This is a genomic window from Shewanella fidelis ATCC BAA-318 (assembly GCF_000518605.1).
Taxonomy (GTDB): Bacteria; Pseudomonadota; Gammaproteobacteria; order Enterobacterales; family Shewanellaceae; genus Shewanella; species Shewanella fidelis.
The window spans coordinates 1-22,845 of record NZ_KI912459.1 but is presented as its reverse complement, the minus strand read 5'-3'; the positions used below and the strand labels follow the sequence as shown (position 1 = coordinate 22,845).

The window sequence follows — 22,845 nt, the reverse complement described above, 5'->3', positions numbered from 1 at the left end:
TTCTCCCTTAAATTTAAACTTATTGAACATTAACTAAAAATTCAACGCGCCGGTTTATCTCTCGACCATGCGCAGTTTGATTACTCGCAACGGGATCTGTGCTTCCCATACCTTTAATTTGCAGCCTGTTTGCAGCAAGACCAAATTGCTGTACTAAAACTCTTTTCACCTCTTGCGCTCGCTCAACAGACAGCTGTTGGTTAAACGTCGCCTCACCCACTGAATCTGTATGTCCTACAACAACTAAAGGCACATTGTTTGCCTTAAGCCAACGAGACAAGGTTTGTAAACTGGGTTGTTGTGATATCAATACTTGTGCTTTAGCAAATTCAAACCTAACAGCAATTGTTGATATCTCGCTACAACTGCGAGGAAATAATCCACCAGTATTGCTATTAAAACAAAGCAAGGGCATCACACTTAAGCTATGTTTTTGCGCTAGTATTCGTTGATTTTCACTACAGCCACTGGCATCAACCGTTTTATTGTTAACGGTATTTGCACAGGCATCTTTTAAATCGGGTACACCATCAAGATCTGCATCTGGCCATGGTTTTATCTGTGCTTCGCTTGCACATAATGGACTTATCATCAAACCAATAACAACTAGCATCATCTTCATTGTTCGCCCCCTCGTACGCCACAATTCCCCTGTAGGCTTGGTAAAAACTGAAGTAGATAAACTAATCTAAGCGTAAACAGGCCGTTTTGAACCAGCAGGACGTTAACCGCAACATTTTACCCTCAAAAAACCTAAAAACACAGCCAAATAATTAACTTATGCATTACAAGCATAGCTGATATCTATTCATTTTCGATTTTTAGCCCCGCCATCACCAATAAGCACTCGAGTAATTGAGCTATGCCGCTGTTTGTTTACACAAAAAAGCCGCTGTTACTCATACTGTAACAGCGGCTTTTTATGTTGGTTCAGATTGATGCTCAGCTTCGATTATGAAGCCAATTTCAATTTGCTGCGAACGTTGTCATAACACCAGTTAAAAGCAACAGCATAAAAGAAAAAGAAGATTAAGAAAGCCGCCTCAAGTGCTAACGACTGTAACAAGGTGATCTCTAAGAACCAAGCCACTACCGGTACGGTAATAAAAATGATCCCGCCCTCAAATCCTAGAGTATGACCAATACGAGTCATCAAACTACGGTTAAGTCGATCTGCACCAAACTGCTTGTCAAACCAAAGGTTATAAAAGTAATTCCACACCACGGTATACAAACTTAAGCCAACTCCAACCGCTAGCATTGAGCTCGCCTCTTTCCCGGAAAACATACTCGCAGCAGGCACGATGATGGCAAGGGCAATCGCTTCAAAAAGTACCGCATGAATAATTCTGTCTTTAAATGTCATAACAAATCGCTCTACAGTTAAGTTGCAGTCATTATCATCTTTAACTACGATAGATAAAAATTAGATACCATCGCTTTTACTGATATGTTATCCATTGAACAGCTCTATTCATTTGTTACCACGGTTGAAACCGGATCGTTTTCTGCTGCTGCAAGAAAACTTGGCAAAGTGCAATCAGCGATAAGCCAGCACATCATCAATTTAGAGATCGATACTAACCAAGCTCTATTTGACAGAAGCAGCCGTTACCCCACGCTCACCAAGGCAGGAGAACAATTACTGCCCCAAGCTAAAGCGGTTATCGCCCAGCACCAACGCTTGAATCTACAAGTGCTGGCGTTAGACAAGCAAGATGAGCTAAAACTGACTCTCGCTGTTGATGAGGCAATCCCCTATAACCAGTTCACCGCACTGTTAAAAAGCTTATCAAGCCAATATCCGCAGCTTGAGATTGAGCTATTGTGTGCATCGAGTATGGATATTATTCATCTGGTTGATAACAAACGCGCGAACTTTGGGATTGTATTTAGCGAACTCACTTACCCTGAAAGCATAGATTTTGAGTCTCTCGGCACTGTGCAGTTTGAGCTTTTAGTCAGCCCTGAGCATCCTCTGGCGCGAGAAACCTCTTCACATATCGATGTACTGAGATTGCATCGCCAATTGCTGATTGGCTCTAAAGGTAATCATCAAGGTTGGTTCAACACGCCACACTCTCCTGATGTTTGGCATGCCGATAACTATTACATGTTATTTGAGCTGGCTAAAGCAGGCTTTGGCTGGGCCTTATTGCCACTTCACCTTTGTGAAGAAGCGTTAGCTAACCAACAACTTTGCAAGCTTAAGATTGATTTCGAGCAACTTGGTTGGCAGGCTAACGTTGATGTGATTCAGCACAAAAGTCGCTGTGAAAATGAATTTAATAAACAAGTTAGAGCGTTAATGCGTGGCTTGTTGCATAAATAAAGTTTAAAGGGATCATAATGGAAATCTGTACAGCCGCAGCTTTAACAGCATTGCTCAGCAATAAACAGCAATGCGCAAACCTCAAAGAGCTTGAATTGAGAGGGCGAGAAATTAACAGTCTACCTGCCGAGATCGCCAACTTAAGCTCACTCGAAAAGTTGCGTTTATCAGGAACCGAAGTCCTCGAGCTGCCCAAAGAGCTAGGACAATTAGCAAAGTTAACTAAGCTTGAACTTGATATGTCTGGCACAAAGCGACTTCCTGCAGAAATCGGCAATCTAGTCTGTTTAGACACTCTTAGTATTGACTATCCAGCCATGACAACACTACCAACGCAAATTACTGCGCTACCTAATTTAAAACGATTAGATTTTACCAGTTGTGAAAACGATGCTTTACCAGAACAGATCTGGCAGATTACATCCCTCGAAAAGCTCAATCTATCTAGCACATGTGATGAGATTGAAACCTTATCTGCAGAGATAGGTAATTTAATTAATTTAAAGCAATTAATCCTAAATGGCTGCTGTTTGCAGGAGTTGCCAATAGAGATAGGCAAACTCGCGTCCTTAGAAACGCTAGATTTATCAGATAATGTCTGCCTCAATCAGTTACCAACAGAAATCGGCGACTTGAGCCAGTTAAAAGAGCTAAACCTATACTGCTGTGAGCTTGAGGTATTACCTAAAGAGATCGGCAAGCTCACTAACTTACTAAAGCTAGATTTAAGCTACTCCTTGCTAACCGAGTTGCCTGATGAAATAGAAAACTTAACCGCGTTGCAGTCTCTTGGTTTAAGGGATTTACAGTTAACTAATATACCCAAGTCACTAGCTCATTTTGCCTAGATAAGTTTCTATGGATAAAAAAAACGGCCTACTGGCCGTTTTTATTTATATGCTTAAAAGCTATTTGCCTTCAGGCTTTGGTGGATAATTTAGCAGTAATGCACCAATCGCTTCATTAACAACTTCTACACGCTCTTCAGGAGTATCTTTGTCGCGTACTGTATCTGCAACTGAACCTCTCCAAATAAGCTTGCCTGTTTTGGCGTTAACAAGATCTAAAATCAAGGTACCCACTTCATATTCACGCACTGTGGTTTGCGTATGGCCTACGCCACCAGCCCAGCCCCAACCAGGGCCATAATATGGGTTGTAGCCGTAGTTAGTATTGAAAGTATCTACGTTTATTTTCTTATCAACTTTAGTGAGGTAATTAACTAACACATCAGCAGAAGCGGCATCACTTGGCGTTAAGCCTTTAAGTTGTAGTTGATCATCGACTGCCTTACGCACACGTTGATCCATTAAGCCATCTAAATGATAAGTTGCATCATCAGTTTTCTTCTCTACCCATGCGTAGGTTTTCACTTCATCAAAGTTAACCCCAGGATCATAATCCGAGCTTGTCTTAAGTGAGCTACACGCACTTAATGCTAATGCAGCAATAATCACTAATAACTTATTCATGTTCTCTCCAACAATAATCTTTTATATTTTGACCGCTTAATATTCAGCTTACAGAGCAATTTATTAATCTACAACTCAATTTTAGTAAATCTCCATCTCGTTAAGCTTGACTTAAGGAAGCGCCTAAATGATAATCATTATCAATTAATTTATTGAGACTATCATTATGTTTTGGTTTATAGCCGCGTTTGTTATTGCCACAGTTGTATTTATTATCACTCCGGAAAAAGTCACTAGTCACCAGAGCACAAAAGTATCTACGGTTGATAAGCTAAGCCAACACTCTTTGGTTATCTTACCTGTGATAGTCCTGAGCTGGATTATCATTGCTATTGCTAGCGCACCTGTGACTCATTTTGCCGGAACTGCCATTGGCTTTGTGTTGACTTCGTGTGCTATCGCACTGCCAAGTACTCATAAATATATCGCCTTGTTAGCAAGTCTCACCTTTGCCTCATTACTGATAGAGCTAGCACTTTATTTGTAACACTTATACCAATAAAGATAGTGAGTCAGGTTAATTGTCAGCCTGACTCCATTTACATAAGTTTCTCCTCACAGCCCTCTCCCTTAACCTTAGTAACTTTGCTAAACTGCCGATATAAGTTTATTAACGACCACATATATGAAATCTGATCCAAACGTATCTTTAGTTTATAGCACTGATGTTGGCCGTATAGCGCCTGAAAAACAAACTCAAACGGCGCCAGAAGGCGACGGTATCGTTAGAATTCATAAAGACAGCAAAGGCCGTAAGGGTAAAGGTGTATCTGTTATTAAGGGCTTAGGTCTACAAGAGAAAGAGCTTAAAGCCCTAGCGCAGAAACTTAAAAAGCAATGTGGCTGTGGCGGTACAGTTAAAGAGTTCAATATTGAAGTGCAAACGGATAATCGAGAGCAAATCAAAACCTTGCTCGAAAAGCTTAATTACACTGTAAAATTAGCAGGTGGTTAGTACAAGCTGATATGGAAAAGCCGATGGACAGTTTACAAAATCACTTTCTAATTGCCATGCCATCTTTGCAAGATACCTACTTTGAACGTTCGCTAATCTATATTTGCGAACACGATGAGAAAGGCGCGATGGGGATCGTCGTTAATAAACCAAGCGGCATCATTGTCGACGAATTGCTGCAACAAATGGAGCTTGCTGAAGAGCCAATGCCTGTGACCTCTTTAGCTGGAGAGGTTTTACTCGGTGGGCCAGTTAACCCTGAGCGTGGCTTTGTGCTACATAGCACTCAGACTTGCTGGAATAACAGTGATGCAATTACAGATGATGTCATGCTCACCACCTCGCAAGATATTCTTGCCAGTCTAGGCTCTGATAATGCACCAGAAAAGTTTTTAATTGCACTCGGTTATGCCGGTTGGACTCGCGGTCAGCTTGAGCAAGAGCTCATTGAAAACACTTGGCTGTCGATTCCTGCAACAACTGAACTGCTATTTGATATTGACCATGCTGAGCGCTGGCAACAAGCGACTCAATCCCTTGGTTTTGATATTTGGCAACTATCCAACCTTGCCGGCCACGCATAAACACTACTCGCAATATCGAGCTAAATAGGAACAAATTAACATGGGCGATAGAAGCGTCTTAGGCTTTGATTACGGCACTAAAAGTATTGGTATTGCCATAGGCCAAGAGATCACCGCAACAGCAAGACCTTTACTGTCAATAAAGGCTGTTGACGGTATTCCAAAATGGGAAGAGATTGGTGCACTTATCAGTGAGTGGAAGCCGGATCTAATTGTTGTTGGCTTGCCACTGAACATGGATGGCACAGAACAAGAGATGACTCAAAGAGCCCGCAAGTTCGCCAATCGCTTAAGTGGCCGCTTTGGTGTAAAAGTAGCAACTCAAGATGAGCGTTTGACCACAGCTGATGCCAAAGCACGACTATTTGAAATGGGCGGTTATAAAGCACTGACCAAAGGCCAAGTCGATGCCATGTCGGCAGTATTGATTGTTGAAAGTTACTTTGAAAATCAATACGGCGAGTAAATTAATACCAATATAAAAAGGGAGGCTTAGCCTCCCTTTTTACTTGCTGTAACTTAATTAAATATGTGGCTTAACAATATTCGCCATCATCTTAATGTGCGCATCATCGTCATTTAGCGCGGCAATATAACGGTAGCTTTCACCACCCGCCTCTTCAAAAATCTCACGGTTTTCACCGGCAATCTCTTCAAGTGTTTCTAAACAATCAGCACTAAAAGCAGGACAAACAACAGCAATATCTTTAATGCCCTCTTTAGGCAACGACTCCATCGTTGCGTCTGTGTATGGCGTTAACCATTTAGCTTTACCAAAACGCGACTGAAAAGTAGTGATGTACTGATCTTCTTTTAGCCCGAGCTTAGCAACCACCAGCTTAGTGGTTTTCATACAAAAGCAATAATAGGGATCGCCCAAGTGTAAATTACGCTCCGGCATGCCATGATACGACAATACCAATTTTTGCGGTTGACCATTAGTTTCAAAGTCTTTGGCAATCGATGCAGCTAACGCATCAATAAAGTCAGGGTTATCATGGTATGTATTGATAAAGTGCAAAGCAGGCAGATAACGCCAACTAGTTAGCTCTTTAGCTATAGCGTCAAAAGCTGATGCAGTGGTTGGTGCCGCGTATTGTGGATATAACGGCAGCACCACGAGTTTGTCGATACCATCTTGATGCATACGTTTTAGTGTAGAAGAGACTGATGGCTCGCCATAGCGCATACAAAACTCAACCGATACCTCTTCACCAGCTTGTTTAAAATAGCTGTGCAACTTTTGTGTTTGACGCCGCGTAATATCCATTAATGGCGAGCCTTGCTCGGTCCATACCTGTTTATACAGTGCCGCTGATTTTGCTGGACGTACACGCAGAATAATCCCATGTAAAATCATCATCCAAATGAGCTTTGGGATCTCAACAACTCGAGGATCAGCTAAAAACTCGGCAAGGTAGCGCCTAACAGCTGGCGCTGTAGGCTCGTCTGGGGTGCCTAAGTTAACCAGTAACACACCGGTTTTACCACGTTTCTTATGACCAATCTCTTTGGTTAACCCTGAAAACTTAGCCAAGATAACTCCTTAAGGTTCAAAATATTATCTGCAGATACGTTGAAACTAAAATAAAGATCACTGCCAACGCTTAACTAAAAGACAGGCAGTACCAAGTACTGCCTGTGAATTATTTGCGAGCTATACAATTAATCTAGGTTGAGGGTAACACCATCCATTGAACTGCTACTGGTAGGGTCTGAACTTTGCAACTTAATCATTAAGCGCAGATCATTTGGCGAATCAGCATGATGCAGCGCATCGGCGTAGCTGATTTCACCATCGGTATACAGCTTTAATAGCGCTTGGTCGAAAGTCTGCATACCTTGTTCATTCGATTTAGCCATAGCCTCTTTAAGCGAATGCAGCTCATTTTTAGCAATCAAGCTAGCTACACGAGGCGTATTAATTAATACCTCAATCGCAGCGCGTCTGCCAGTACCGTCGCTTTTAGGTACCAGTTGCTGCGCTACAATACCGCGTAAATTTAATGACAGATCAAACAATAGCTGATGATGCTTACTCTCTGGCACTAAATGCATAATACGATCGAGTGCTTGGTTAGCATTGTTTGCGTGCAAGGTCGCCATACATAAGTGGCCCGTCTCGGCAAATGACAGGGCAAACTCCATGGTTTCTTGGCTGCGGATCTCACCAATCAAGATAACATCTGGCGCCTGACGCAGTGAGCTTTTTAAAGCGGCATCGAACGACTCGGTATCAACTCCAACTTCACGTTGGGTAATAATGCTTTGTCTGTGGTCATGCACAAATTCCACAGGATCTTCAATGGTGAGGATATGGCCGCGAGCATGGTTATTACGATAACCAACCAAAGCTGCCAATGAGGTTGATTTACCCGTTCCGGTACCACCAACCATGATCACCAAGCCACGCTTACTCATCACCAAATCTTTAAGAATTGGCGGCAACATTAAGTCATCAACATCAGGAATTTGAGTTTCAATGCGACGCATAACACAGCCTGGTGACTCACGCTGCCAAAACGCACTGACACGAAAACGCCCATAATCTTTCGCTGAAAACGCAAAGTTACACTCACGCGACTCATGAAATTCTTGCTTTTGTGCGTCGGTCATCAATGACTCAACAAAGGCTAACGATTGGGCTGGTGTGAACGGGTTTTCACCAAGCTGACGCAATTCTCCATCAATTTTAGCGCTGGGAGGAAAGCCAGCGGTAATAAATAGATCAGAGGCTTTACGCTCAATCATGACCTTTAAAAAAGGAGTAACATCCATAGGTTAACGAGTCCCTGTTAAAAGTTAGCTTGCTTATTTGAGCTTTTAGCCATCGCGTCTTCTCGTGAGATCTGGCCGCGATTGACTAGGTTTTGTAAACATTGATCTAGCGTTTGCATGCCATGGGCCATACCGGTTTGGATCGCCGAATACATCTGCGCCACTTTGTCTTCACGAATAAGGTTACGAATAGCTGGAGTGCCCATCATAATTTCATGAGCAGCGACACGCCCACCACCGACTTTCTTAATCAGTGTCTGGGAGATAACCGCTTGAAGCGATTCTGACAACATGGTTCTGACCATGCCCTTTTCACCTTCAGGGAATACATCGACCACACGGTCAATGGTTTTAGCGGCAGAGGTGGTATGCAAGGTACCAAATACCAAGTGACCGGTTTCAGCAGCCGTCATAGCTAACCGGATGGTTTCCAAGTCTCGCATCTCACCGACTAAGATGACATCGGGATCTTCACGTAATGCACTACGAAGCGCGGCATTAAAACTATGGGTATGACGGTGCACTTCACGCTGGTTAATCAGACAGTGCTTGTTTTGATGCACAAATTCTATCGGATCTTCAATGGTAAGAATGTGGTCATGGCGATTCTCATTCACATAGTCAATCATTGCGGCCAAAGTGGTACTTTTACCTGAGCCTGTCGGCCCGGTAACTAAAACTAAGCCGCGGGGAAAGCTAGCGATTTTTTTAAAGATCTCTGGTGCGCCTAACTGCTCTAAGCTTAATATGTCGCTCGGAATGGTACGAAATACTGCAGCAGCGCCACGGGCTTGGTTAAAAGCGTTAACACGAAAACGCGCAAGGCCCGGTACTTCAAACGAGAAATCGATTTCTAAATGCTCTTCATAATCCTTACGCTGCTTATCATTCATGATGTCATAGACTAAGCTATGCACGCCTTGATGATCTAAAGCGGGTAAGTTTATCTTTCTCACTTCACCATCAACGCGGATCATGGGAGAAACACCTGCAGAAAGGTGTAGATCTGACGCATTGTGTTTTACACTAAAGGCTAGTAACTCTGTGATTTCCATAGTTTGGGATATCCATTCAACCAAAAACTTACAAGATGACAACAATAACAGACAGACTCGCAATCGCCCAGCATCGAATCACCCAAGCGGCGCAAAATGCCTCACGTCGACCACAAGATGTACAACTTTTAGCGGTTAGTAAAACTAAGCCGAATGAATACATCATAGAAGCTTATCAAGCTGGCCAACGCCGCTTCGGTGAAAATTATGTTCAAGAGGGTGAAACAAAGATTAATGCGTTAAGCCAAGACTATCCCGATATTGAATGGCATTTCATTGGACCGTTACAATCAAATAAAACCAAAGTCGTTGCTAGTCTGTTTGATTGGATGCATACGGTTGATAGAGAAAAAATCGCCCAACGTTTAAATGATCAGCGCCCTGACGGTAAGCCTGCGCTCAATATCTGTATTCAAGTCAATATCAGTTTAGAAGAGAGTAAGTCTGGTGCTTTAGCGGCTGACGTGCTCGAGCTTGCTGACAAAGTCGCTTTGCTACCCAACATAAAACTGCGCGGTTTAATGGCGATTCCATCTGCCGATGTTGATGAACAAACCGCCAGTGCCGAACTCGCAGCTCTTCAGGCACTATTTAATCAGCTTGCAGAGCGTCATAGCAGCGTTGATACCTTATCTGTCGGAATGAGTAACGACCTAGAACTAGCTGTAAACCATGGCTCAACCATGGTGCGGATCGGAAGCGCCATTTTTGGTGAACGCGATTATTCAAAAGCTTAATTAAATTTAACGGCTAGACGCTAATCGCATGCTATACAATACCTTGTAATTAGCGCTTGTCGCCCAAATATCTAAAGTAGCAAAATACTAACTAAAACAAACGAGATCTTCATGACACAACAAAAAGTATGCTTTATCGGCGCAGGTAATATGACCCGCAGTATCGTAAGCGGCCTTGTAAAAAGTGGCTATAACCCAGCACTTATTGAAGCCACTAATCCTAGCCAGCCAAAGCTTGATGCCATGGCTAGCGACTTTGGTATTAATGTGTCGAACAATAATGTGAATGCTGCGCAAAACGCTGATGTTATCGTACTCGGTGTTAAACCACACTTTATGCAAGTTGTTGGTGAAGAACTTAGCGGTTTAGATTTATCAAACAAATTGATTATTACTATTGCTGCTGGTGTTACTGCCAAGCGTTATAGTGATTTTTTTAAGCAAGAGATCAAACTAATACGCACTATGCCTAATACTCCAACACAAATAGGTGTAGGCTTAACAGGCCTTTATGCTGGAGATGATATTTCGGCTGAGCAAAAAGCCATTTGCGAAACTTTAATGGCCACCGGTGGTGAAGTTGTTTGGGTTGATACTGAAGATGATTTAAACCAAGTTATCGCCCTCGCTGGCAGCTCCCCAGCCTATTTCTTCCTATTTTTAGAATCTATGGTAGAAAGTGCGGTCAAAGCAGGTATGCCAGAAGATGCTGCCCGCGAAATGGCACAACAAGCAGCTCTAGGTGCAGCCTTGATGGCTAAGCAAAATCCTGAGCTAAGCCTAGCTCAACTTAGAAACAATGTGACTTCAAAAGGTGGCACAACTGCTCAGGCAATTGAAACCTTTGAGAAAGGTGACTTGCGTAGTTTGGTCGATAGCGCTATGAATAACTGCATCGCCCGTGCACAAGAAATGGCAAAGCAATACTAATTTAACTTGAACAAGTAGAGTAAACAGATGAATGCATTTAGTTTTCTGGTAAGTACGGTATTTGATTTATACCTAATGGTTGTGGTGTTACGTATTTGGCTACAACTGGCTAGAGCCGATTTTTATAATCCATTTAGCCAGTTTATTGTAAAAGCGACCCACCCGATTGTTGGACCAATGCGCCGTGTGATCCCATCTTTCGGTAGCTTTGATACCGCATCGTTTATATTAGCCATCACAGTTGTTGTGCTGAAGTTTGTTATTCTAAGTTTAATGGCTGGTGCAGCGATTAATGTTCCAACCTTATTACTTGTCTCTATTGTTTCGGTTATCAAAGAAGCAGGCGTACTGCTGTTCTGGATGCTGATCTTACGCGCGATTTTGAGCTGGGTAAGTCAAGGCAATAACCCGATAGAAATGGTGATGGGCCAACTAACTGAGCCATTACTCGCGCCAATACGCCGAATCTTACCTCCTATGGGTGGCTTGGATTTATCACTGCTGGTGATGATGATTATCCTTAACTTCCTCAATATTCTATTGGCACAATACGTACCATTTTGGGCTAGCGTATAGTGGTTGCAGCACAAATGCAGCAGGGAAACCTGCTGCTTCAACTCTATATTCAGCCCAAAGCAAGTCGTGACCAAATTGTTGGTCTGCACGGTGAAGAGATTAAAATTGCCATCACAGCACCACCTGTTGACGGCAAAGCTAACGCCCATTTAACTAAATATTTATCCAAATCATTCAAGGTGCCTAAAGGCGATATTGAGATCCTTAAAGGCCAGATGGGACGCCACAAACAGGTACGAATTATCGCACCTAAGTTAATCCCAGCTGAAGTACAAAACCTTTTGTAACCTTGTAGATGAATAAGGCATTCGCGGCAACAAAGCTCTATACTGTTAACAAGATATCATTTCAAGGAAGCTAATATGATCCGCTCGCTCACCACTATGCTTGTGCTACTTTTGTGTTTAAGTAGTAACGCGTTTGCAGAACAGAAAGAAAAAGTGGGTAACTTTGATATCCATTACGTTGCCCTCAGCAGTACCTTTTTAACACCGAGTATTGCCAAGTCATATGGCATTAAGCGCAGTAGCTATACTGGCATTATCAATATCGCTGTGCTTGATACCAGTGTTGAAGGTAACCCTGCGGTTCCTGTGGAATTGTCTGGCGTTGCCAATAACTTGCTCGATGCCAGAATCGATTTAAAGTTTAGAGAGATCCGCGAAGGTGACGCTATTTATTACATAGCGGAAGTTCCTTACCGAGATGATCAAGAAATCAACTTTAAAATCGCGGTTAAATACGACAAAAAGCTCAATACTACGTTAACTTTCAAGCAGAAGTTTTACGTAGAATAATCGCTGTAACTCATTTAAATAGGGGCTTGATGCCCCTTTTTTATTAGCTATCTACTACCGAAACCCAATTATCTCGGCTATCATTGCCGCCATTATTTTCAGACTCCCTCTAAAGGCCTCACATGAATCAAATCGTCCTAGCTAGCGGTAACAAAGGCAAACTTAAAGAATTTTCGCAATTGATGGCAGGTTTCGGCGTTGAGATCTTAGCTCAGAGCGAATTTAATGTAGTTGAAGTGCCTGAAACCGGTACTACCTTCGTTGAGAATGCGATCATCAAAGCGAGACATGCAGCAGAAGTTACTGGCCATGCAGCCATCGCTGATGACTCAGGGCTTGAAGTTGACTTTTTACAAGGCGCACCTGGCATTTATTCAGCTCGTTACGCCGGAGAAGGCGCTAAAGATGAGCAAAACTACACTAAGTTATTAACCGCGCTTGAAGGCCAGAGTGAGCGTAGCGCACGTTTTCAATGTGTGTTGGTTTATATGCGCCATGCAAAAGATCCAACCCCAATCATTTGCCAAGCTTCATGGGAAGGCCGCATTGCGAATGCTGCTCAAGGAGAAAATGGCCATGGCTACGATCCTATCTTTATTCCAGCAGAGCATGAATGCTCAGCTGCAGAGATAAGCTCTGATGAAAAGAACAAATTGAGCCATCGTGGTAAAGCGCTAGTGCTACTCATCGATGCTATGAAGCAACAAGGTATTTTAAAATAATGCTAACCCTGCCACCGTTAAGTCTTTATATACATATTCCTTGGTGCGTACAAAAGTGCCCATATTGTGATTTTAACTCCCATGGCCAACATGGAGAGCTACCACAAACTGAATATGTCGACGCACTCATTAACGATCTCAAACAAGATCTGCATTATGTGCAAGGCCGCGAGCTACACACTATCTTTATCGGTGGCGGTACCCCTTCATTATTTGACGCTAAACAGATTGGCCGCTTACTAACAGAAGTCGATGCGCTCATTCCCTTTAGCGACAACATCGAAATCACAATGGAAGCCAATCCAGGCACTTTAGAACACGACGACTTTGCCGCTTATTGCCAAGCTGGTGTCACGCGTTTATCCATTGGGGTGCAAAGTTTTGCAACTGAAAAGCTCAATTTACTTGGGCGTATTCATGATAAATGCGAAGCACAGGTTGCGGCACAAAAAGCGCAAGTATCAGGTTACCAAAGCTTTAATTTAGACTTAATGCACGGTCTACCAAACCAAAGCTTTGAAGAGGCAATGGCCGATATCGAGACTGCAGCAGAGCTCGCTCCACCGCACCTATCTTGGTATCAGCTGACCATAGAACCCAATACCCTATTCCACTCTAAGCCGCCTCAGCTGCCTGATGATGAGAATCTATGGCAGATCTATGAGCAAGGGCAAAAGCGTTTGGCTGAACTTGGCTATCAACAGTACGAGATCTCAGCTTACGCCAAAGAAGGTTATCAGTGCCGCCATAATCTCAACTATTGGCAATTCGGTGATTACCTAGGAATAGGCTGCGGTGCCCATGGCAAGATCACCCTAGTCGATGACGATAAAATTATACGAACAGTAAAAATAAAACACCCTAAAGGCTACTTAGCTGCAGATAACTATAGCTATGAAACAACTGAAGTTGAGCTAGAAGACAGACCATTAGAGTACTTAATGAATCGTCTACGCTTAATGAGCCCTATTCCCAAGCTTGAGTTTGAACAGCGTACTGGTCTTAAGCGCGATACCATTAGTGAAGGAATAAAACAGGCCTGCGTCAAAGGATTAATGACTGATTCGGATGAACATTGGCAGCTTACTAGCAAAGGTCAGCTTTTCGTCAATGAGCTACTGTCACAATTCCTATAATATTTTGTGAATCACACCCACGGCTCAATGATTGCTTAAGTATTTGAATTTATTAGTCGATAATACAAGCAATCTTCAGCTAGAAATATTTAGTAACACTTAGATCAAAAAATTAACTGCAGGCTTCTTTAGGATAACAATCATAATTCTAAGGAAGCCTAAAAAATGTCTATAAAAACAAATATTAGCTTAATTACCCTCTCGCTCTCATTAGCGCTTAGCACTAGTGCAAATGCCGCCCCTACTTCTATAGCCCAATTAAGTCCAAGTGAGAGTGTTGCTCACAAGGCACAAAGTGAATCAGAAAAAGCCAACGCCCTGTTTGAAAGCATTTTTATGGAAAATGTCATGGCGAGCCCTATTTCACAAACCCATTTAGGGATCAAAACTGATTACGATAAATGGGATGAAATGAGCGATGCCGCTGACGACGCAGCTCTCGCGCGCGATAAAAAGCACCTTGCTCAACTACAGCAGATAGACACGAGTAAACTCGACAGACAAACACTTCTCAGCTATCAACTACTCACTCAAAAGCTCGAACAGAGCATTGCAGATGATAAATGGCGTTACCACAACTACCCAGTTAATCAAATGTACGGCGGCCATTCACAAATCGCATCGTTTTTAATTAACCAACACCAAATTGGTAGCGTTGCAGATGCAAAGGCTTATATCAGCCGCTTACAAGGTGTGCCTAAACGTTTATCACAACTACAAACAGCATTAGAGATCCGCGAAAACAAAGGCATTATCGCGCCAAAGTTTGTGTTCCCGTATGTGATTAACGACAGTAAGAATATTATTAGCGGTGCGCCATTTAACAATAGCGCTAACAGTGACGACAGTGCTCTATGGAGCGATTTTAAGCGTAAAGTTGCCAAGTTAGAAATTAGTGATAGCGACAAAGATAGCCTGCTTAGAGAGGCTAAAGCTGCACTGATTAACGATGTTAAACCGGCTTACGACAAACTCATTGCCTATATGACGAAACTGGAAACCAAAGCCGATACCCGCGATGGCGCTTGGAAGTTTCCTCAAGGTGATACTTTTTACAATAACGCCCTTGCTCGCACCACGACAACCGACATGACTGCCACTGAGATCCACGAACTTGGACTAGCAGAAGTTGCCCGTATTCACAGTGAAATGCGCGCGATTATGAAAAAGGTTAATTTTGAAGGCTCTTTAAATGAGTTTTTTAAATTTATGCGTGAAGATGAGCAGTTCTACTACGCTAATACCACCGAAGGCCGCCAAGATTATTTAAACGAAGCGACAGCACTTATTGATACCATGAGTAGCAGACTCGATGAAGTATTTAAAATCAAACCTAAAGCACCAATGATTGTTAAACAGGTTGAAGCCTTTAGAGAAAAATCTGCAGGCAAAGCTTTTTATAGTAATCCATCACCTGATGGCAGTCGTCCGGGCACCTATTACGCCAACCTCTACGACATGAAAGCCATGCCAAAATACCAAATGGAGGCACTAGCCTACCATGAAGGAACACCTGGGCATCATATGCAAATCGCGATTGCTCAAGAGCTAGAAGGTATTCCGAAGTTCCGTAAGTTTGGTGGTTACACTGCATATATCGAGGGTTGGGGACTATATAGCGAATATTTCCCTAAAGAGATGGGTATGTACTCAGATCCTTACTCTGACTTTGGCCGACTCGCAATGGAGTTATGGCGTGCATGTCGTCTAGTGGTCGATACTGGTATTCACGCTAAAAAGTGGACTCGAGAAGAATCAATCGAATACTACGTATCTAACACTCCAAATGCCAAGTCTGACGCAGTGAAAATGGTTGAACGTCATATTGTGATGCCATCACAAGCAACGGCCTACAAAGTAGGAATGATTAAGCTACTAGCCTTAAGAGATAAGGCACAGCAGGCCCTTGGTGATAAGTTTGATATTCGTGATTTCCACACTATCGTACTGAAAAACGGACCGGTACCGCTTGATGTGCTTGAAAGTGAAATTGATCTTTGGATAGAGCAAAGCAGCTAGCTCAACACTTTTTAGCAAAAAGCCTCGCTAACCACAAGTTAGCGAGGCTTTTTGCTAAATGCACGCGGATTGTTCCAAATACGAAACAAGCTTTAAAGATTCTAATGCTTAACCCCAGAAAGAAAAATACCCCAGTCAAAGCTGGGGTAAAACCAAAATTAGGATGATGGTTTTAAGGCTGACATTGTTTTAGTTCGTAAACCGCTGTCAGCATTGAATCAAAACTGCTTATAGCGGCTCTGTAAACGCAATAAAGAGGGGTCATTCTCTATTACAGTTTAGGACTCAGAGCATTTGAATCAACTGCAGGCAATTGTATTAAATTGAGAACAAACTGCAATAGGCATGATGTATACTTGTTTAACTAAGCCTATTTCAGACTTAGCTAAACAGGTATTCAAAATATGATAAGATATTGAATTTTAATACGATAAGTCTTAGCTACTTTAGCTAAGGTTTACATTGTCTTCATCATAAAACAATGTTTCCCCATTTTACTTACGTTTTGCATACAACTCTTTTAATGGCGTGTCCCAATATGGCGGTGTACCAATATGATCTTTGATAAAATCAATAAAGGCACTGACTTTAGGCGCCAAATGCTTACGTCTTGGATATACCGCTTGTAATGGTAAGTGATGCGTTAACTGCCAGTCTTCTAAAATAGGGACTAATGTGCCCTTTTCTAGCTCATCTTCAAGCAAGTAACTGGCAAGATAAACCACACCTAAGCCGCTGACTGCTGCCGATTTTAATGCTGGAGCATTATCGACTCTGAAATTACCGGTTACGCCAATTTCGCAGTAATCATCGCCTTGTTTAAACTGCCAAATGCTGTGCTCATGCCACTCACCTTGATACACCAAACAGTTATGATCAACTAACTGCTCTGGACGACTAGGCACACCGTGCTTTTCAACATAGGAAGGTGACGCTGCCAATAAGAACTGACACTTCATTAATGGTCTAGCAACCATGCCTAACGGTAGTTGCTCTGACATCGTCAATAGTAGATCTAAGCCTTCGCTAACCACATCAACTTTATGATCAAGTAGGCTAACCTGTAACTCTAACTCTGGATGTTTTGCCATAAACTCTGGCAAGGCTGGAATAATATGCATTGTACCGAAAGACTGCGAAATACCGACTTTCAATACACCCCGAGTTGCATCATTAAGATTATGAACGCTGGCAACGGCTTGATCAGCATCTCTTAACAACTCTTCACCTTGAGCATAAAGTAATTGCCCGGCTTCAGTTAAACTCAAGCTACGGGTTGTACGTTGGATCAATTGAACACCAAGTTTATGCTCTAAATCCGCTACTTGGGTACTTACTTTAGACTTTGAAATGCCTAATTTTCTCGCCGCAGAGCTAAAACTGCCCGCCCGAGCCACGTGGGTGAAAATTGCGATTGGTTCTAAAAGTTCTAACATGTAAATCGCCTTAAGGTGTTTACGACAGTAATAGTACTTCCATCGCTAAGACATGCTGTTTTATTTATAAAAAACAATATCTTAAGTGAATATATGTACGCTAGAGTAGGTTTTTTATTATGTAACCAATTAATGGTTTTTGCTTTTATTTTTAGAAGTATACCAAAAAAACGCCATAACTCATCAAATATGTCGCTTGTGGGGCTGACTAATGGGCAGGATTTATATGATTAACATAGAAAAGCCCCTGCACAAAGAGGGGATGCAGGGGGCGTTGCAAGACAGTTGAAGCAACAGTTTAATACCTGTCGGTATTAGTCCAGTAGAGGCAATGTCAGTCAGTTAATTTACTCAAGTAATGTCTTGCTTCCAGTTTCAAGTAAAGGATAATTCGCTAATTCAGGCACTGCCGAACGCAACTGTTTTTCTAACACTATAAGTGATTTGAAATTGTTACACAGCACTTCACCACGAGCCTCAAGATCATCTGCTTGCTGCTCAATTTGCATTTCAATCTCTTCGCCTACAGAGTCCATTTTCGCAGAAAATGATGCCATCTTTTGCTCAAAACTATCACCGTCACCCGACATCATTTGTGCACCTAACGACATCATCATGCTACCAAGAGAGTTTTGAATAAGCTGCTCCATCTCCTTTTCGAACTCTTCACCAAATGCATCTTCAAGTGATGACTCTGTTGCGCCTAAATAAAAAGTGTCGCCATGTTGATAGGCTACTTTCTCAATACGCTCTTCGAGACCCGCCATCATTTCATCAATTTGTGCACCAGCACTGTCACCTAATAATGGAGTGAGCGCTAGGCTAACTGCCGTAGACGCTATCGATACGGCATCATTAACAACAGCAATCACCTCAGGAACTTGGCCAGAAACACTTTCAGAGTATCGGCTTACTAACGCTTGCTGCTCTTTGTTCAAATTAACCTGCTGGCCATTTACAAATAGTTGGTCCATTTCGATACGGTATTTCTCATCACCAACTTCACTAATAATCAGCTTTTTAGGCTCAACCGTAACATCGTAATTTAGTAAAACTTCGCATTCTTTAGCGTCATAGTGAGAGTCGTGTGCTGCAACAGCTTGAACGCTTGTCGCAGATAATAGTACAGCAGAGATCCCTACAGAAGTTAGTAACTTTTTCATTGCATCAGTCCTTTAGAGCTTTATAAATATTCGTTGAGCAAGATAAAGCACAACCTGTGCCAAAGTTGCAAACCTTTGTTTAGGCTGAATATTTATATTAAAGAAAGAAGATTTCGAACCAATTGATATTGAGGAAGAATGTAATATTTAGCTAATTAAGCTAACAATTAGCCAAATATTACATTTGTGCCAACGAGCACTTGAGAGTAACGACTTAGGTATTAGTTAGAATATTGAGCGACCTAAAGTTTGGCTTAGCGCTTCTAAAATAGCGGTACCCGCGAGTGAGTTACCGTTAGGATCAAGCTCTGGTGACCATACACAAACAGACATATCACCAGGGATCACTGCAATAATGCCGCCGCCAACACCGCTTTTACCGGGCATACCAACTCGATAGGCAAACTCACCTGCTCCGTCATACAAACCAGAAGTTGCCAGTAATGCATTAAGCTGCCGAGTTTGCACCGGACTAATTAGCTGCTTACCAGCAAGGCTTTTGCCTGAATTTGCCAAATAAAACATAGCCCGAGATAGATCGGCACAACTCATACGTAATGAACAATAATGAAAATAGCTATGCAGAACAGTATCAACATCATTGTTAAAGTTACCGAATGACTTCATCAAGTATGCAATTGCAGCATTTCGCGCACTGTGTTGATATTCTGATGCCGCCACAACTTTGTCGTAGCCTACCCTATGGTTTTCGCTTAAGCCTCGGACAATTTCGAGCATTCTGTGCTTAGGAGCGCCCAATCGACTTTGGAGTAAGTCGGCAATAATTAATGCACCAGCATTAATAAACGGGTTACGCGGTACGCCTTTTTCTAGCTCAACTTGGACTAAAGAGTTGAAAGAGTGCCCTGATGGCTCTTTACCCACTCGAGACCAAATTTCATCTTCTTCATACAGCATTAGCGCTAAAGTAAGGCTAAATACTTTAGATATACTCTGAATTGAAAAGGGCTCGAGATAATCTCCAGCCCCTATGGTGACACCATCAGCTGTTGTCACCGCAATACCTAACTTATTAGCATCGACTTGGGCAAGTGCTGGAATATAATCAGCTACTTTGCCCTGTCCTAGAAGAGGCCGAACGCTTTCGACAATCTCTTCAAGCAATGCCAACTCAGGCATTAGCCCCACCAAATATCGTAAAGCTCACCGACTTCTAGATTTGATACAGGTTGTGCGTCGAAGAAAGCTTTCACCGCTGCACGGTTTTCTTCTGTACACTTACCAATCGCCTGAGTTGCGATAATGCCTTCCCACTCTTTATGGCCACCACCGTGGTAACCTAGCGCAGCAGGCTCAATCACTTCATCAATAAACTGATCAACGATTGCATCAATCTGCTCTTCTGTAACTGAGTCATTGAAAGTCCAGTTAACATCAAAACCAAACTCTTGAAACTCATCTACGCGTAGTTTTTTACGTAAGCGACGGCTACGATTTGCTGCCATGGTTGTTCTCCTAAATAACTTATTTTTAAAGTTTATATTTTGCTGAACGCTTAGATGCGCTCAAACATCAGATCCCAAACACCATGACCTAAACGGTGGCCACGCGCTTCGAATTTTGTAAGCGGACGATGATCAGGACGCTCTACTACATCACCTGTTGCAGATTGGTTTTTATAACCAGGCGCTGCATTCATCACTTCTAACATGTGTTCGCTGTAGTTTTCCCAATCAGTTGCTAAATGGAATACCCCACCGACTTTAAGCTTACTGCGGATCAATTCAGCAAAAGGTGCTTGCACGATACGACGCTTATGGTGGCGTTTCTTATGCCAAGGATCTGGGAAAAAAAGTTGTACACGTGACAAACTACCGTCAGCAATACTATTTTCAAGTACTTCAATAGCATCATGGTGATAAACACGCAGGTTAGTTACACCCGCCTCTGCAGCTTCTGCTAAACAAGCGCCAACACCAGGCTTATGCACTTCAATACCAATGAAGTTTAACTCTGGTGCAGCTTTTGCCATTTCAACCAATGACGCGCCCATACCAAAACCAATTTCTAAAACTGTATCGGCTTCACGACCAAATACTTCAACTAGGTCAATAGCATCAGGAGTGTAATCAAGACCCATGATCGGCCATTGTTGCTCCATTGCTTGAGCTTGGCCTTTGGTTAGGCGGCCCTCACGCAATACAAAGCTTCTGACTTTACGAAGGTATTTACCTTCTTCATTGAATTCAGCGGTTGTTACGTCGCTCATTTTGCCCTCGCTTAAGGCTGCGCTAGCATTAGACAGCTATTATTAAAAAAGAAAGGCATTATCCAAAGTTAAACCTTGAGTGCAAGCCTTATTGTGGCAAAATTATACCAAGAATCTCAGTTTGTGCGAGTAGTGCATTTGCTTAGCCTAAAATTAGCTGCTTTTAAAACTGATAACCATTCACTTTCTAGCAGATAAAGCGGCTATCTCGCCTTGTTTAAGCGCCCGCCTAACGTTACACTGCGCCGATGAAAACTACAGCTACTTTTTCGACTCGCATAATTCAATGGTACGACAACTTTGGTCGTAAACAGCTTCCTTGGCAGCAAAACAAAACCCCATATAAAGTATGGATTTCAGAAATCATGCTGCAGCAAACCCAAGTTGCAACAGTTATCCCTTACTTTGAAAAATTTATTGCCCGTTTTCCTGATATTGAAACCTTAGCTAAAGCCGAACAAGACGAAGTTCTACACCACTGGACCGGTCTTGGTTACTATGCAAGGGCGCGTAATCTGCATAAAGCAGCGCAAACGATGCTAGAAAAATTCGACGGTGAGTTCCCTACTGACTTTGATGAGGTTTTAGCGCTACCGGGTATAGGCCGCTCAACCGCTGGTGCAGTGCTATCACTTTCTCTTGGGCTCAACTTTGCTATTCTTGATGGTAATGTAAAACGAGTGCTTGCTCGTCATGGCGCTATTGAAGGCTGGCCGGGCAAGAAAGCGGTTGAGCAGAGTCTGTGGCAAATGACAGAAGAACTCACTCCCGCTAAAGATATTCAAAAGTATAACCAAGCAATGATGGATATTGGTGCTACTGTTTGTACCCGCTCAAAACCCAACTGCGCAGCTTGCCCAGTTGCTATTGACTGTAAAGCACAACTTAGTGGCCGACAAACTGAGTTTCCTGGTAAAAAACCTAAAAAAGCGATCCCAGAAAAGTCAGCGTGGTTGCTAGTTTTAGAGCAAGACCAACATGTTCATTTAGAAAAACGCCCGCCTGCAGGTATTTGGGGCGGTCTGTGGTGCTTTCCGCAGTTTGATACCAGAAAAGAACTTGATACTTATATAGTAGATAAACAACTAAAGGTGAATTCACAACAAGACCTGCTAGGTTTTAGGCATACATTTAGCCACTTTCACCTTGATATACAACCCGTACTGGTGCGGGTTAGTGAATTTAGCGATAACCAGATCATGGAACAAGCCGCGACGGTCTGGTATAACTTACCTCATCCACCTAAAGTTGGCTTAGCTGCTGCAACAGAGCGAGTATTAGCCGACTTAGGTTCAGTATTAAATAAGGAGTAATCATGGCTCGCACAGTAAACTGCGTGTATTTGAACAAAGAGGCTGAAGGCCTCGCTTTTCAGCTTTACCCAGGCGATTTAGGTAAACGTATTTTCGACAATGTGAGTAAAGAAGCTTGGGCACTATGGCAATCAAAGCAAACTATGCTTATCAACGAAAAGAAATTAAACATGATGAACGTTGATGACCGTAAGTTTCTTGAAGAGCAGATGGTCAACTTCTTATTTGAAGGCAAAGACGTTGAAATTGAAGGCTACGTGCCACAAAAAGACGACGAATAATGGGTCTTTCTTAAAGACTAGCTAAAAAGACGCCGTTTACAGCAAATGTAAGCGGCGTCTTTCTATTTACAAGCTTGGATAAAAGCAATTTCACAGCTATTTTGATGGTTATTGAACAGAGAACGATCAACAGAAACGATTTATGGCTTATTGATAATCACCTTGAACATAAACTAGCCGAACAACCGAAATTAACAAAAAAAGCCCTTGCAGGATTTTTTGAGTCGCTATAAGATACGCGCACTCCAAACGAGACGGGCTCTAGAGCCAACAAGTTTGTAGTAGCAAATCTAAGATTTACTTAACGTAATACTTAGTTGCCCGAATAG

Annotated in this window: 27 protein-coding genes; 16 read left to right on the top strand and 11 right to left on the bottom strand. The window is 42.5% G+C overall.

Annotated features, from left to right (window positions below):
- Positions 1 to 19: 19 nt before the first annotated feature.
- Together L884_RS0116270 and L884_RS0116265 are read right to left on the bottom strand one after the other, a co-directional pair.
- Positions 20 to 622 (bottom strand): OmpA family protein, encoded by a 603-nt coding sequence (locus tag L884_RS0116270; protein ID WP_037411104.1) that lies wholly within the window; start codon positions 620 to 622, stop codon positions 20 to 22.
- 330 nt (positions 623 to 952) lie between these two features.
- Complete coding sequence (locus tag L884_RS0116265; RefSeq protein ID WP_028768487.1) at positions 953 to 1,366, bottom strand: PACE efflux transporter; 414 nt, start codon at positions 1,364 to 1,366, stop codon at positions 953 to 955.
- Between the two features lie 84 nt (positions 1,367 to 1,450).
- Between L884_RS0116265 and L884_RS0116260 the strand changes: the two genes are divergently transcribed.
- Complete coding sequence (locus L884_RS0116260) at positions 1,451 to 2,332, top strand: LysR family transcriptional regulator (protein ID WP_028768486.1); 882 nt, start codon at positions 1,451 to 1,453, stop codon at positions 2,330 to 2,332.
- Positions 2,333 to 2,349: 17 nt separating this feature from the next.
- Positions 2,350 to 3,180, top strand: coding sequence for a leucine-rich repeat domain-containing protein (locus tag L884_RS22250; RefSeq protein WP_051435660.1), 831 nt, complete (start codon positions 2,350 to 2,352; stop codon positions 3,178 to 3,180).
- Between the two features lie 60 nt (positions 3,181 to 3,240).
- Here L884_RS22250 and L884_RS0116250 read toward each other — a convergent pair whose 3' ends face one another.
- Positions 3,241 to 3,804 (bottom strand): DUF4136 domain-containing protein, encoded by a 564-nt coding sequence (locus L884_RS0116250; RefSeq protein WP_028768485.1) that lies wholly within the window; start codon positions 3,802 to 3,804, stop codon positions 3,241 to 3,243.
- A gap of 166 nt (positions 3,805 to 3,970) precedes the next feature.
- On the opposite strand from L884_RS0116250, the gene L884_RS0116245 reads away from it, so the two are divergent.
- From L884_RS0116245 to ruvX, 4 genes are all read left to right on the top strand, one after another.
- Positions 3,971 to 4,291: a hypothetical protein gene (locus tag L884_RS0116245; RefSeq protein WP_028768484.1), complete on the top strand. Its 321-nt coding sequence runs from the start codon at positions 3,971 to 3,973 to the stop codon at positions 4,289 to 4,291.
- A 138-nt stretch (positions 4,292 to 4,429) separates the two neighbouring features.
- The gene (yciH, locus tag L884_RS0116240; protein ID WP_028768483.1) at positions 4,430 to 4,759 is read left to right on the top strand and encodes a stress response translation initiation inhibitor YciH; all 330 of its coding nucleotides are present in this window, start codon (positions 4,430 to 4,432) and stop codon (positions 4,757 to 4,759) included.
- Positions 4,760 to 4,782: 23 nt separating this feature from the next.
- A complete protein-coding gene (locus L884_RS0116235) occupies positions 4,783 to 5,343 on the top strand; it encodes a YqgE/AlgH family protein (RefSeq protein WP_028768482.1) in 561 nt (186 codons plus the stop codon).
- A 40-nt stretch (positions 5,344 to 5,383) separates the two neighbouring features.
- Complete coding sequence (gene ruvX, locus L884_RS0116230; RefSeq protein ID WP_028768481.1) at positions 5,384 to 5,809, top strand: Holliday junction resolvase RuvX; 426 nt, start codon at positions 5,384 to 5,386, stop codon at positions 5,807 to 5,809.
- 57 nt (positions 5,810 to 5,866) lie between these two features.
- Here ruvX and hemH read toward each other — a convergent pair whose 3' ends face one another.
- The 3 genes from hemH to L884_RS0116215 form a co-directional block, all read right to left on the bottom strand.
- On the bottom strand, positions 5,867 to 6,880 hold the full coding sequence (hemH, locus tag L884_RS0116225) for a ferrochelatase (RefSeq protein WP_028768480.1): 1,014 nt from the start codon (positions 6,878 to 6,880) through the stop codon (positions 5,867 to 5,869).
- A gap of 128 nt (positions 6,881 to 7,008) precedes the next feature.
- Positions 7,009 to 8,121 carry a PilT/PilU family type 4a pilus ATPase gene (locus L884_RS0116220; protein ID WP_028768479.1) on the bottom strand — a complete coding sequence of 371 codons (1,113 nt, stop codon included), beginning with the start codon at positions 8,119 to 8,121 and terminating at the stop codon, positions 7,009 to 7,011.
- Between the two features lie 17 nt (positions 8,122 to 8,138).
- The gene (locus L884_RS0116215) at positions 8,139 to 9,176 is read right to left on the bottom strand and encodes a type IV pilus twitching motility protein PilT (protein ID WP_028768478.1); all 1,038 of its coding nucleotides are present in this window, start codon (positions 9,174 to 9,176) and stop codon (positions 8,139 to 8,141) included.
- Positions 9,177 to 9,211: 35 nt separating this feature from the next.
- On the opposite strand from L884_RS0116215, the gene L884_RS0116210 reads away from it, so the two are divergent.
- The 8 genes from L884_RS0116210 (at position 9,212) to L884_RS0116175 (ending at position 16,093) form a co-directional block, all read left to right on the top strand.
- Positions 9,212 to 9,913 (top strand): YggS family pyridoxal phosphate-dependent enzyme, encoded by a 702-nt coding sequence (locus tag L884_RS0116210; protein WP_028768477.1) that lies wholly within the window; start codon positions 9,212 to 9,214, stop codon positions 9,911 to 9,913.
- Between the two features lie 111 nt (positions 9,914 to 10,024).
- Positions 10,025 to 10,843, top strand: a complete 819-nt coding sequence (proC, locus tag L884_RS0116205) for a pyrroline-5-carboxylate reductase (protein ID WP_028768476.1) — start codon at positions 10,025 to 10,027, stop codon at positions 10,841 to 10,843.
- A gap of 27 nt (positions 10,844 to 10,870) precedes the next feature.
- A complete protein-coding gene (locus L884_RS0116200; RefSeq protein WP_028768475.1) occupies positions 10,871 to 11,419 on the top strand; it encodes a YggT family protein in 549 nt (182 codons plus the stop codon).
- 14 nt (positions 11,420 to 11,433) lie between these two features.
- A complete protein-coding gene (gene yggU, locus L884_RS0116195) occupies positions 11,434 to 11,706 on the top strand; it encodes a DUF167 family protein YggU (RefSeq protein ID WP_037411140.1) in 273 nt (90 codons plus the stop codon).
- Positions 11,707 to 11,781: 75 nt separating this feature from the next.
- The gene (locus L884_RS0116190; protein ID WP_028768473.1) at positions 11,782 to 12,216 is read left to right on the top strand and encodes a DUF4426 domain-containing protein; all 435 of its coding nucleotides are present in this window, start codon (positions 11,782 to 11,784) and stop codon (positions 12,214 to 12,216) included.
- 122 nt (positions 12,217 to 12,338) lie between these two features.
- Complete coding sequence (rdgB, locus tag L884_RS0116185) at positions 12,339 to 12,938, top strand: RdgB/HAM1 family non-canonical purine NTP pyrophosphatase (protein ID WP_028768472.1); 600 nt, start codon at positions 12,339 to 12,341, stop codon at positions 12,936 to 12,938.
- Positions 12,938 to 14,074 carry a radical SAM family heme chaperone HemW gene (hemW, locus tag L884_RS0116180; protein WP_028768471.1) on the top strand — a complete coding sequence of 379 codons (1,137 nt, stop codon included), beginning with the start codon at positions 12,938 to 12,940 and terminating at the stop codon, positions 14,072 to 14,074. Before rdgB ends, hemW begins: the two co-directional genes overlap by 1 nt.
- A gap of 165 nt (positions 14,075 to 14,239) precedes the next feature.
- Positions 14,240 to 16,093, top strand: a complete 1,854-nt coding sequence (locus tag L884_RS0116175; RefSeq protein ID WP_028768470.1) for a DUF885 domain-containing protein — start codon at positions 14,240 to 14,242, stop codon at positions 16,091 to 16,093.
- A 494-nt stretch (positions 16,094 to 16,587) separates the two neighbouring features.
- Here the strand turns inward: L884_RS0116175 and L884_RS0116170 are convergent, their stop codons facing one another.
- The 5 genes from L884_RS0116170 to trmB form a co-directional block, all read right to left on the bottom strand.
- On the bottom strand, positions 16,588 to 17,529 hold the full coding sequence (locus tag L884_RS0116170; RefSeq protein WP_028768469.1) for a LysR family transcriptional regulator: 942 nt from the start codon (positions 17,527 to 17,529) through the stop codon (positions 16,588 to 16,590).
- Between the two features lie 347 nt (positions 17,530 to 17,876).
- Positions 17,877 to 18,692, bottom strand: coding sequence for a YggN family protein (locus L884_RS0116165; RefSeq protein WP_028768468.1), 816 nt, complete (start codon positions 18,690 to 18,692; stop codon positions 17,877 to 17,879).
- 225 nt (positions 18,693 to 18,917) lie between these two features.
- Complete coding sequence (gene glsB / locus L884_RS0116160; protein ID WP_028768467.1) at positions 18,918 to 19,832, bottom strand: glutaminase B; 915 nt, start codon at positions 19,830 to 19,832, stop codon at positions 18,918 to 18,920.
- Positions 19,832 to 20,158, bottom strand: a complete 327-nt coding sequence (locus tag L884_RS0116155; protein ID WP_028768466.1) for a YggL family protein — start codon at positions 20,156 to 20,158, stop codon at positions 19,832 to 19,834. Before L884_RS0116155 ends, glsB begins: the two co-directional genes overlap by 1 nt.
- A 50-nt stretch (positions 20,159 to 20,208) precedes the next feature.
- Positions 20,209 to 20,922: a tRNA (guanosine(46)-N7)-methyltransferase TrmB gene (gene trmB / locus L884_RS0116150; RefSeq protein WP_028768465.1), complete on the bottom strand. Its 714-nt coding sequence runs from the start codon at positions 20,920 to 20,922 to the stop codon at positions 20,209 to 20,211.
- 248 nt (positions 20,923 to 21,170) lie between these two features.
- Between trmB and mutY the strand changes: the two genes are divergently transcribed.
- On the top strand, positions 21,171 to 22,235 hold the full coding sequence (gene mutY, locus L884_RS0116145; protein WP_028768464.1) for an A/G-specific adenine glycosylase: 1,065 nt from the start codon (positions 21,171 to 21,173) through the stop codon (positions 22,233 to 22,235).
- Positions 22,236 to 22,237: 2 nt separating this feature from the next.
- Positions 22,238 to 22,516, top strand: coding sequence for an oxidative damage protection protein (locus L884_RS0116140; RefSeq protein ID WP_028768463.1), 279 nt, complete (start codon positions 22,238 to 22,240; stop codon positions 22,514 to 22,516).
- Positions 22,517 to 22,845 lie beyond the last annotated feature (329 nt).

Excerpts from the sequence above, each read along its gene's own strand:
- L884_RS0116210 (WP_028768477.1), top strand. The coding sequence starts at position 9,212 with ATGACAACAATAACAGACAGACTCGCAATCGCCCAGCATCGAATCACC.
- rdgB (WP_028768472.1), top strand. The coding sequence starts at position 12,339 with ATGAATCAAATCGTCCTAGCTAGCGGTAACAAAGGCAAACTTAAAGAA.
- glsB (WP_028768467.1), bottom strand. The coding sequence starts at position 19,832 with ATGCCTGAGTTGGCATTGCTTGAAGAGATTGTCGAAAGCGTTCGGCCT.
- L884_RS0116190 (WP_028768473.1), top strand. The coding sequence starts at position 11,782 with ATGATCCGCTCGCTCACCACTATGCTTGTGCTACTTTTGTGTTTAAGT.
- L884_RS0116260 (WP_028768486.1), top strand. The coding sequence starts at position 1,451 with ATGTTATCCATTGAACAGCTCTATTCATTTGTTACCACGGTTGAAACC.
- L884_RS0116155 (WP_028768466.1), bottom strand. The coding sequence starts at position 20,158 with ATGGCAGCAAATCGTAGCCGTCGCTTACGTAAAAAACTACGCGTAGAT.
- ruvX (WP_028768481.1), top strand. The coding sequence starts at position 5,384 with ATGGGCGATAGAAGCGTCTTAGGCTTTGATTACGGCACTAAAAGTATT.
- L884_RS0116175 (WP_028768470.1), top strand. The coding sequence starts at position 14,240 with ATGTCTATAAAAACAAATATTAGCTTAATTACCCTCTCGCTCTCATTA.
- L884_RS0116165 (WP_028768468.1), bottom strand. The coding sequence starts at position 18,692 with ATGAAAAAGTTACTAACTTCTGTAGGGATCTCTGCTGTACTATTATCT.
- yggU (WP_037411140.1), top strand. The coding sequence starts at position 11,434 with ATGCAGCAGGGAAACCTGCTGCTTCAACTCTATATTCAGCCCAAAGCA.
- proC (WP_028768476.1), top strand. The coding sequence starts at position 10,025 with ATGACACAACAAAAAGTATGCTTTATCGGCGCAGGTAATATGACCCGC.
- L884_RS0116270 (WP_037411104.1), bottom strand. The coding sequence starts at position 622 with ATGAAGATGATGCTAGTTGTTATTGGTTTGATGATAAGTCCATTATGT.
- L884_RS0116250 (WP_028768485.1), bottom strand. The coding sequence starts at position 3,804 with ATGAATAAGTTATTAGTGATTATTGCTGCATTAGCATTAAGTGCGTGT.
- L884_RS22250 (WP_051435660.1), top strand. The coding sequence starts at position 2,350 with ATGGAAATCTGTACAGCCGCAGCTTTAACAGCATTGCTCAGCAATAAA.
- L884_RS0116200 (WP_028768475.1), top strand. The coding sequence starts at position 10,871 with ATGAATGCATTTAGTTTTCTGGTAAGTACGGTATTTGATTTATACCTA.
- yciH (WP_028768483.1), top strand. The coding sequence starts at position 4,430 with ATGAAATCTGATCCAAACGTATCTTTAGTTTATAGCACTGATGTTGGC.
- L884_RS0116140 (WP_028768463.1), top strand. The coding sequence starts at position 22,238 with ATGGCTCGCACAGTAAACTGCGTGTATTTGAACAAAGAGGCTGAAGGC.
- mutY (WP_028768464.1), top strand. The coding sequence starts at position 21,171 with ATGAAAACTACAGCTACTTTTTCGACTCGCATAATTCAATGGTACGAC.
- L884_RS0116215 (WP_028768478.1), bottom strand. The coding sequence starts at position 9,176 with ATGGAAATCACAGAGTTACTAGCCTTTAGTGTAAAACACAATGCGTCA.
- L884_RS0116245 (WP_028768484.1), top strand. The coding sequence starts at position 3,971 with ATGTTTTGGTTTATAGCCGCGTTTGTTATTGCCACAGTTGTATTTATT.
- L884_RS0116170 (WP_028768469.1), bottom strand. The coding sequence starts at position 17,529 with ATGTTAGAACTTTTAGAACCAATCGCAATTTTCACCCACGTGGCTCGG.
- hemW (WP_028768471.1), top strand. The coding sequence starts at position 12,938 with ATGCTAACCCTGCCACCGTTAAGTCTTTATATACATATTCCTTGGTGC.
- L884_RS0116220 (WP_028768479.1), bottom strand. The coding sequence starts at position 8,121 with ATGGATGTTACTCCTTTTTTAAAGGTCATGATTGAGCGTAAAGCCTCT.
- L884_RS0116235 (WP_028768482.1), top strand. The coding sequence starts at position 4,783 with ATGGACAGTTTACAAAATCACTTTCTAATTGCCATGCCATCTTTGCAA.
- L884_RS0116265 (WP_028768487.1), bottom strand. The coding sequence starts at position 1,366 with ATGACATTTAAAGACAGAATTATTCATGCGGTACTTTTTGAAGCGATT.
- trmB (WP_028768465.1), bottom strand. The coding sequence starts at position 20,922 with ATGAGCGACGTAACAACCGCTGAATTCAATGAAGAAGGTAAATACCTT.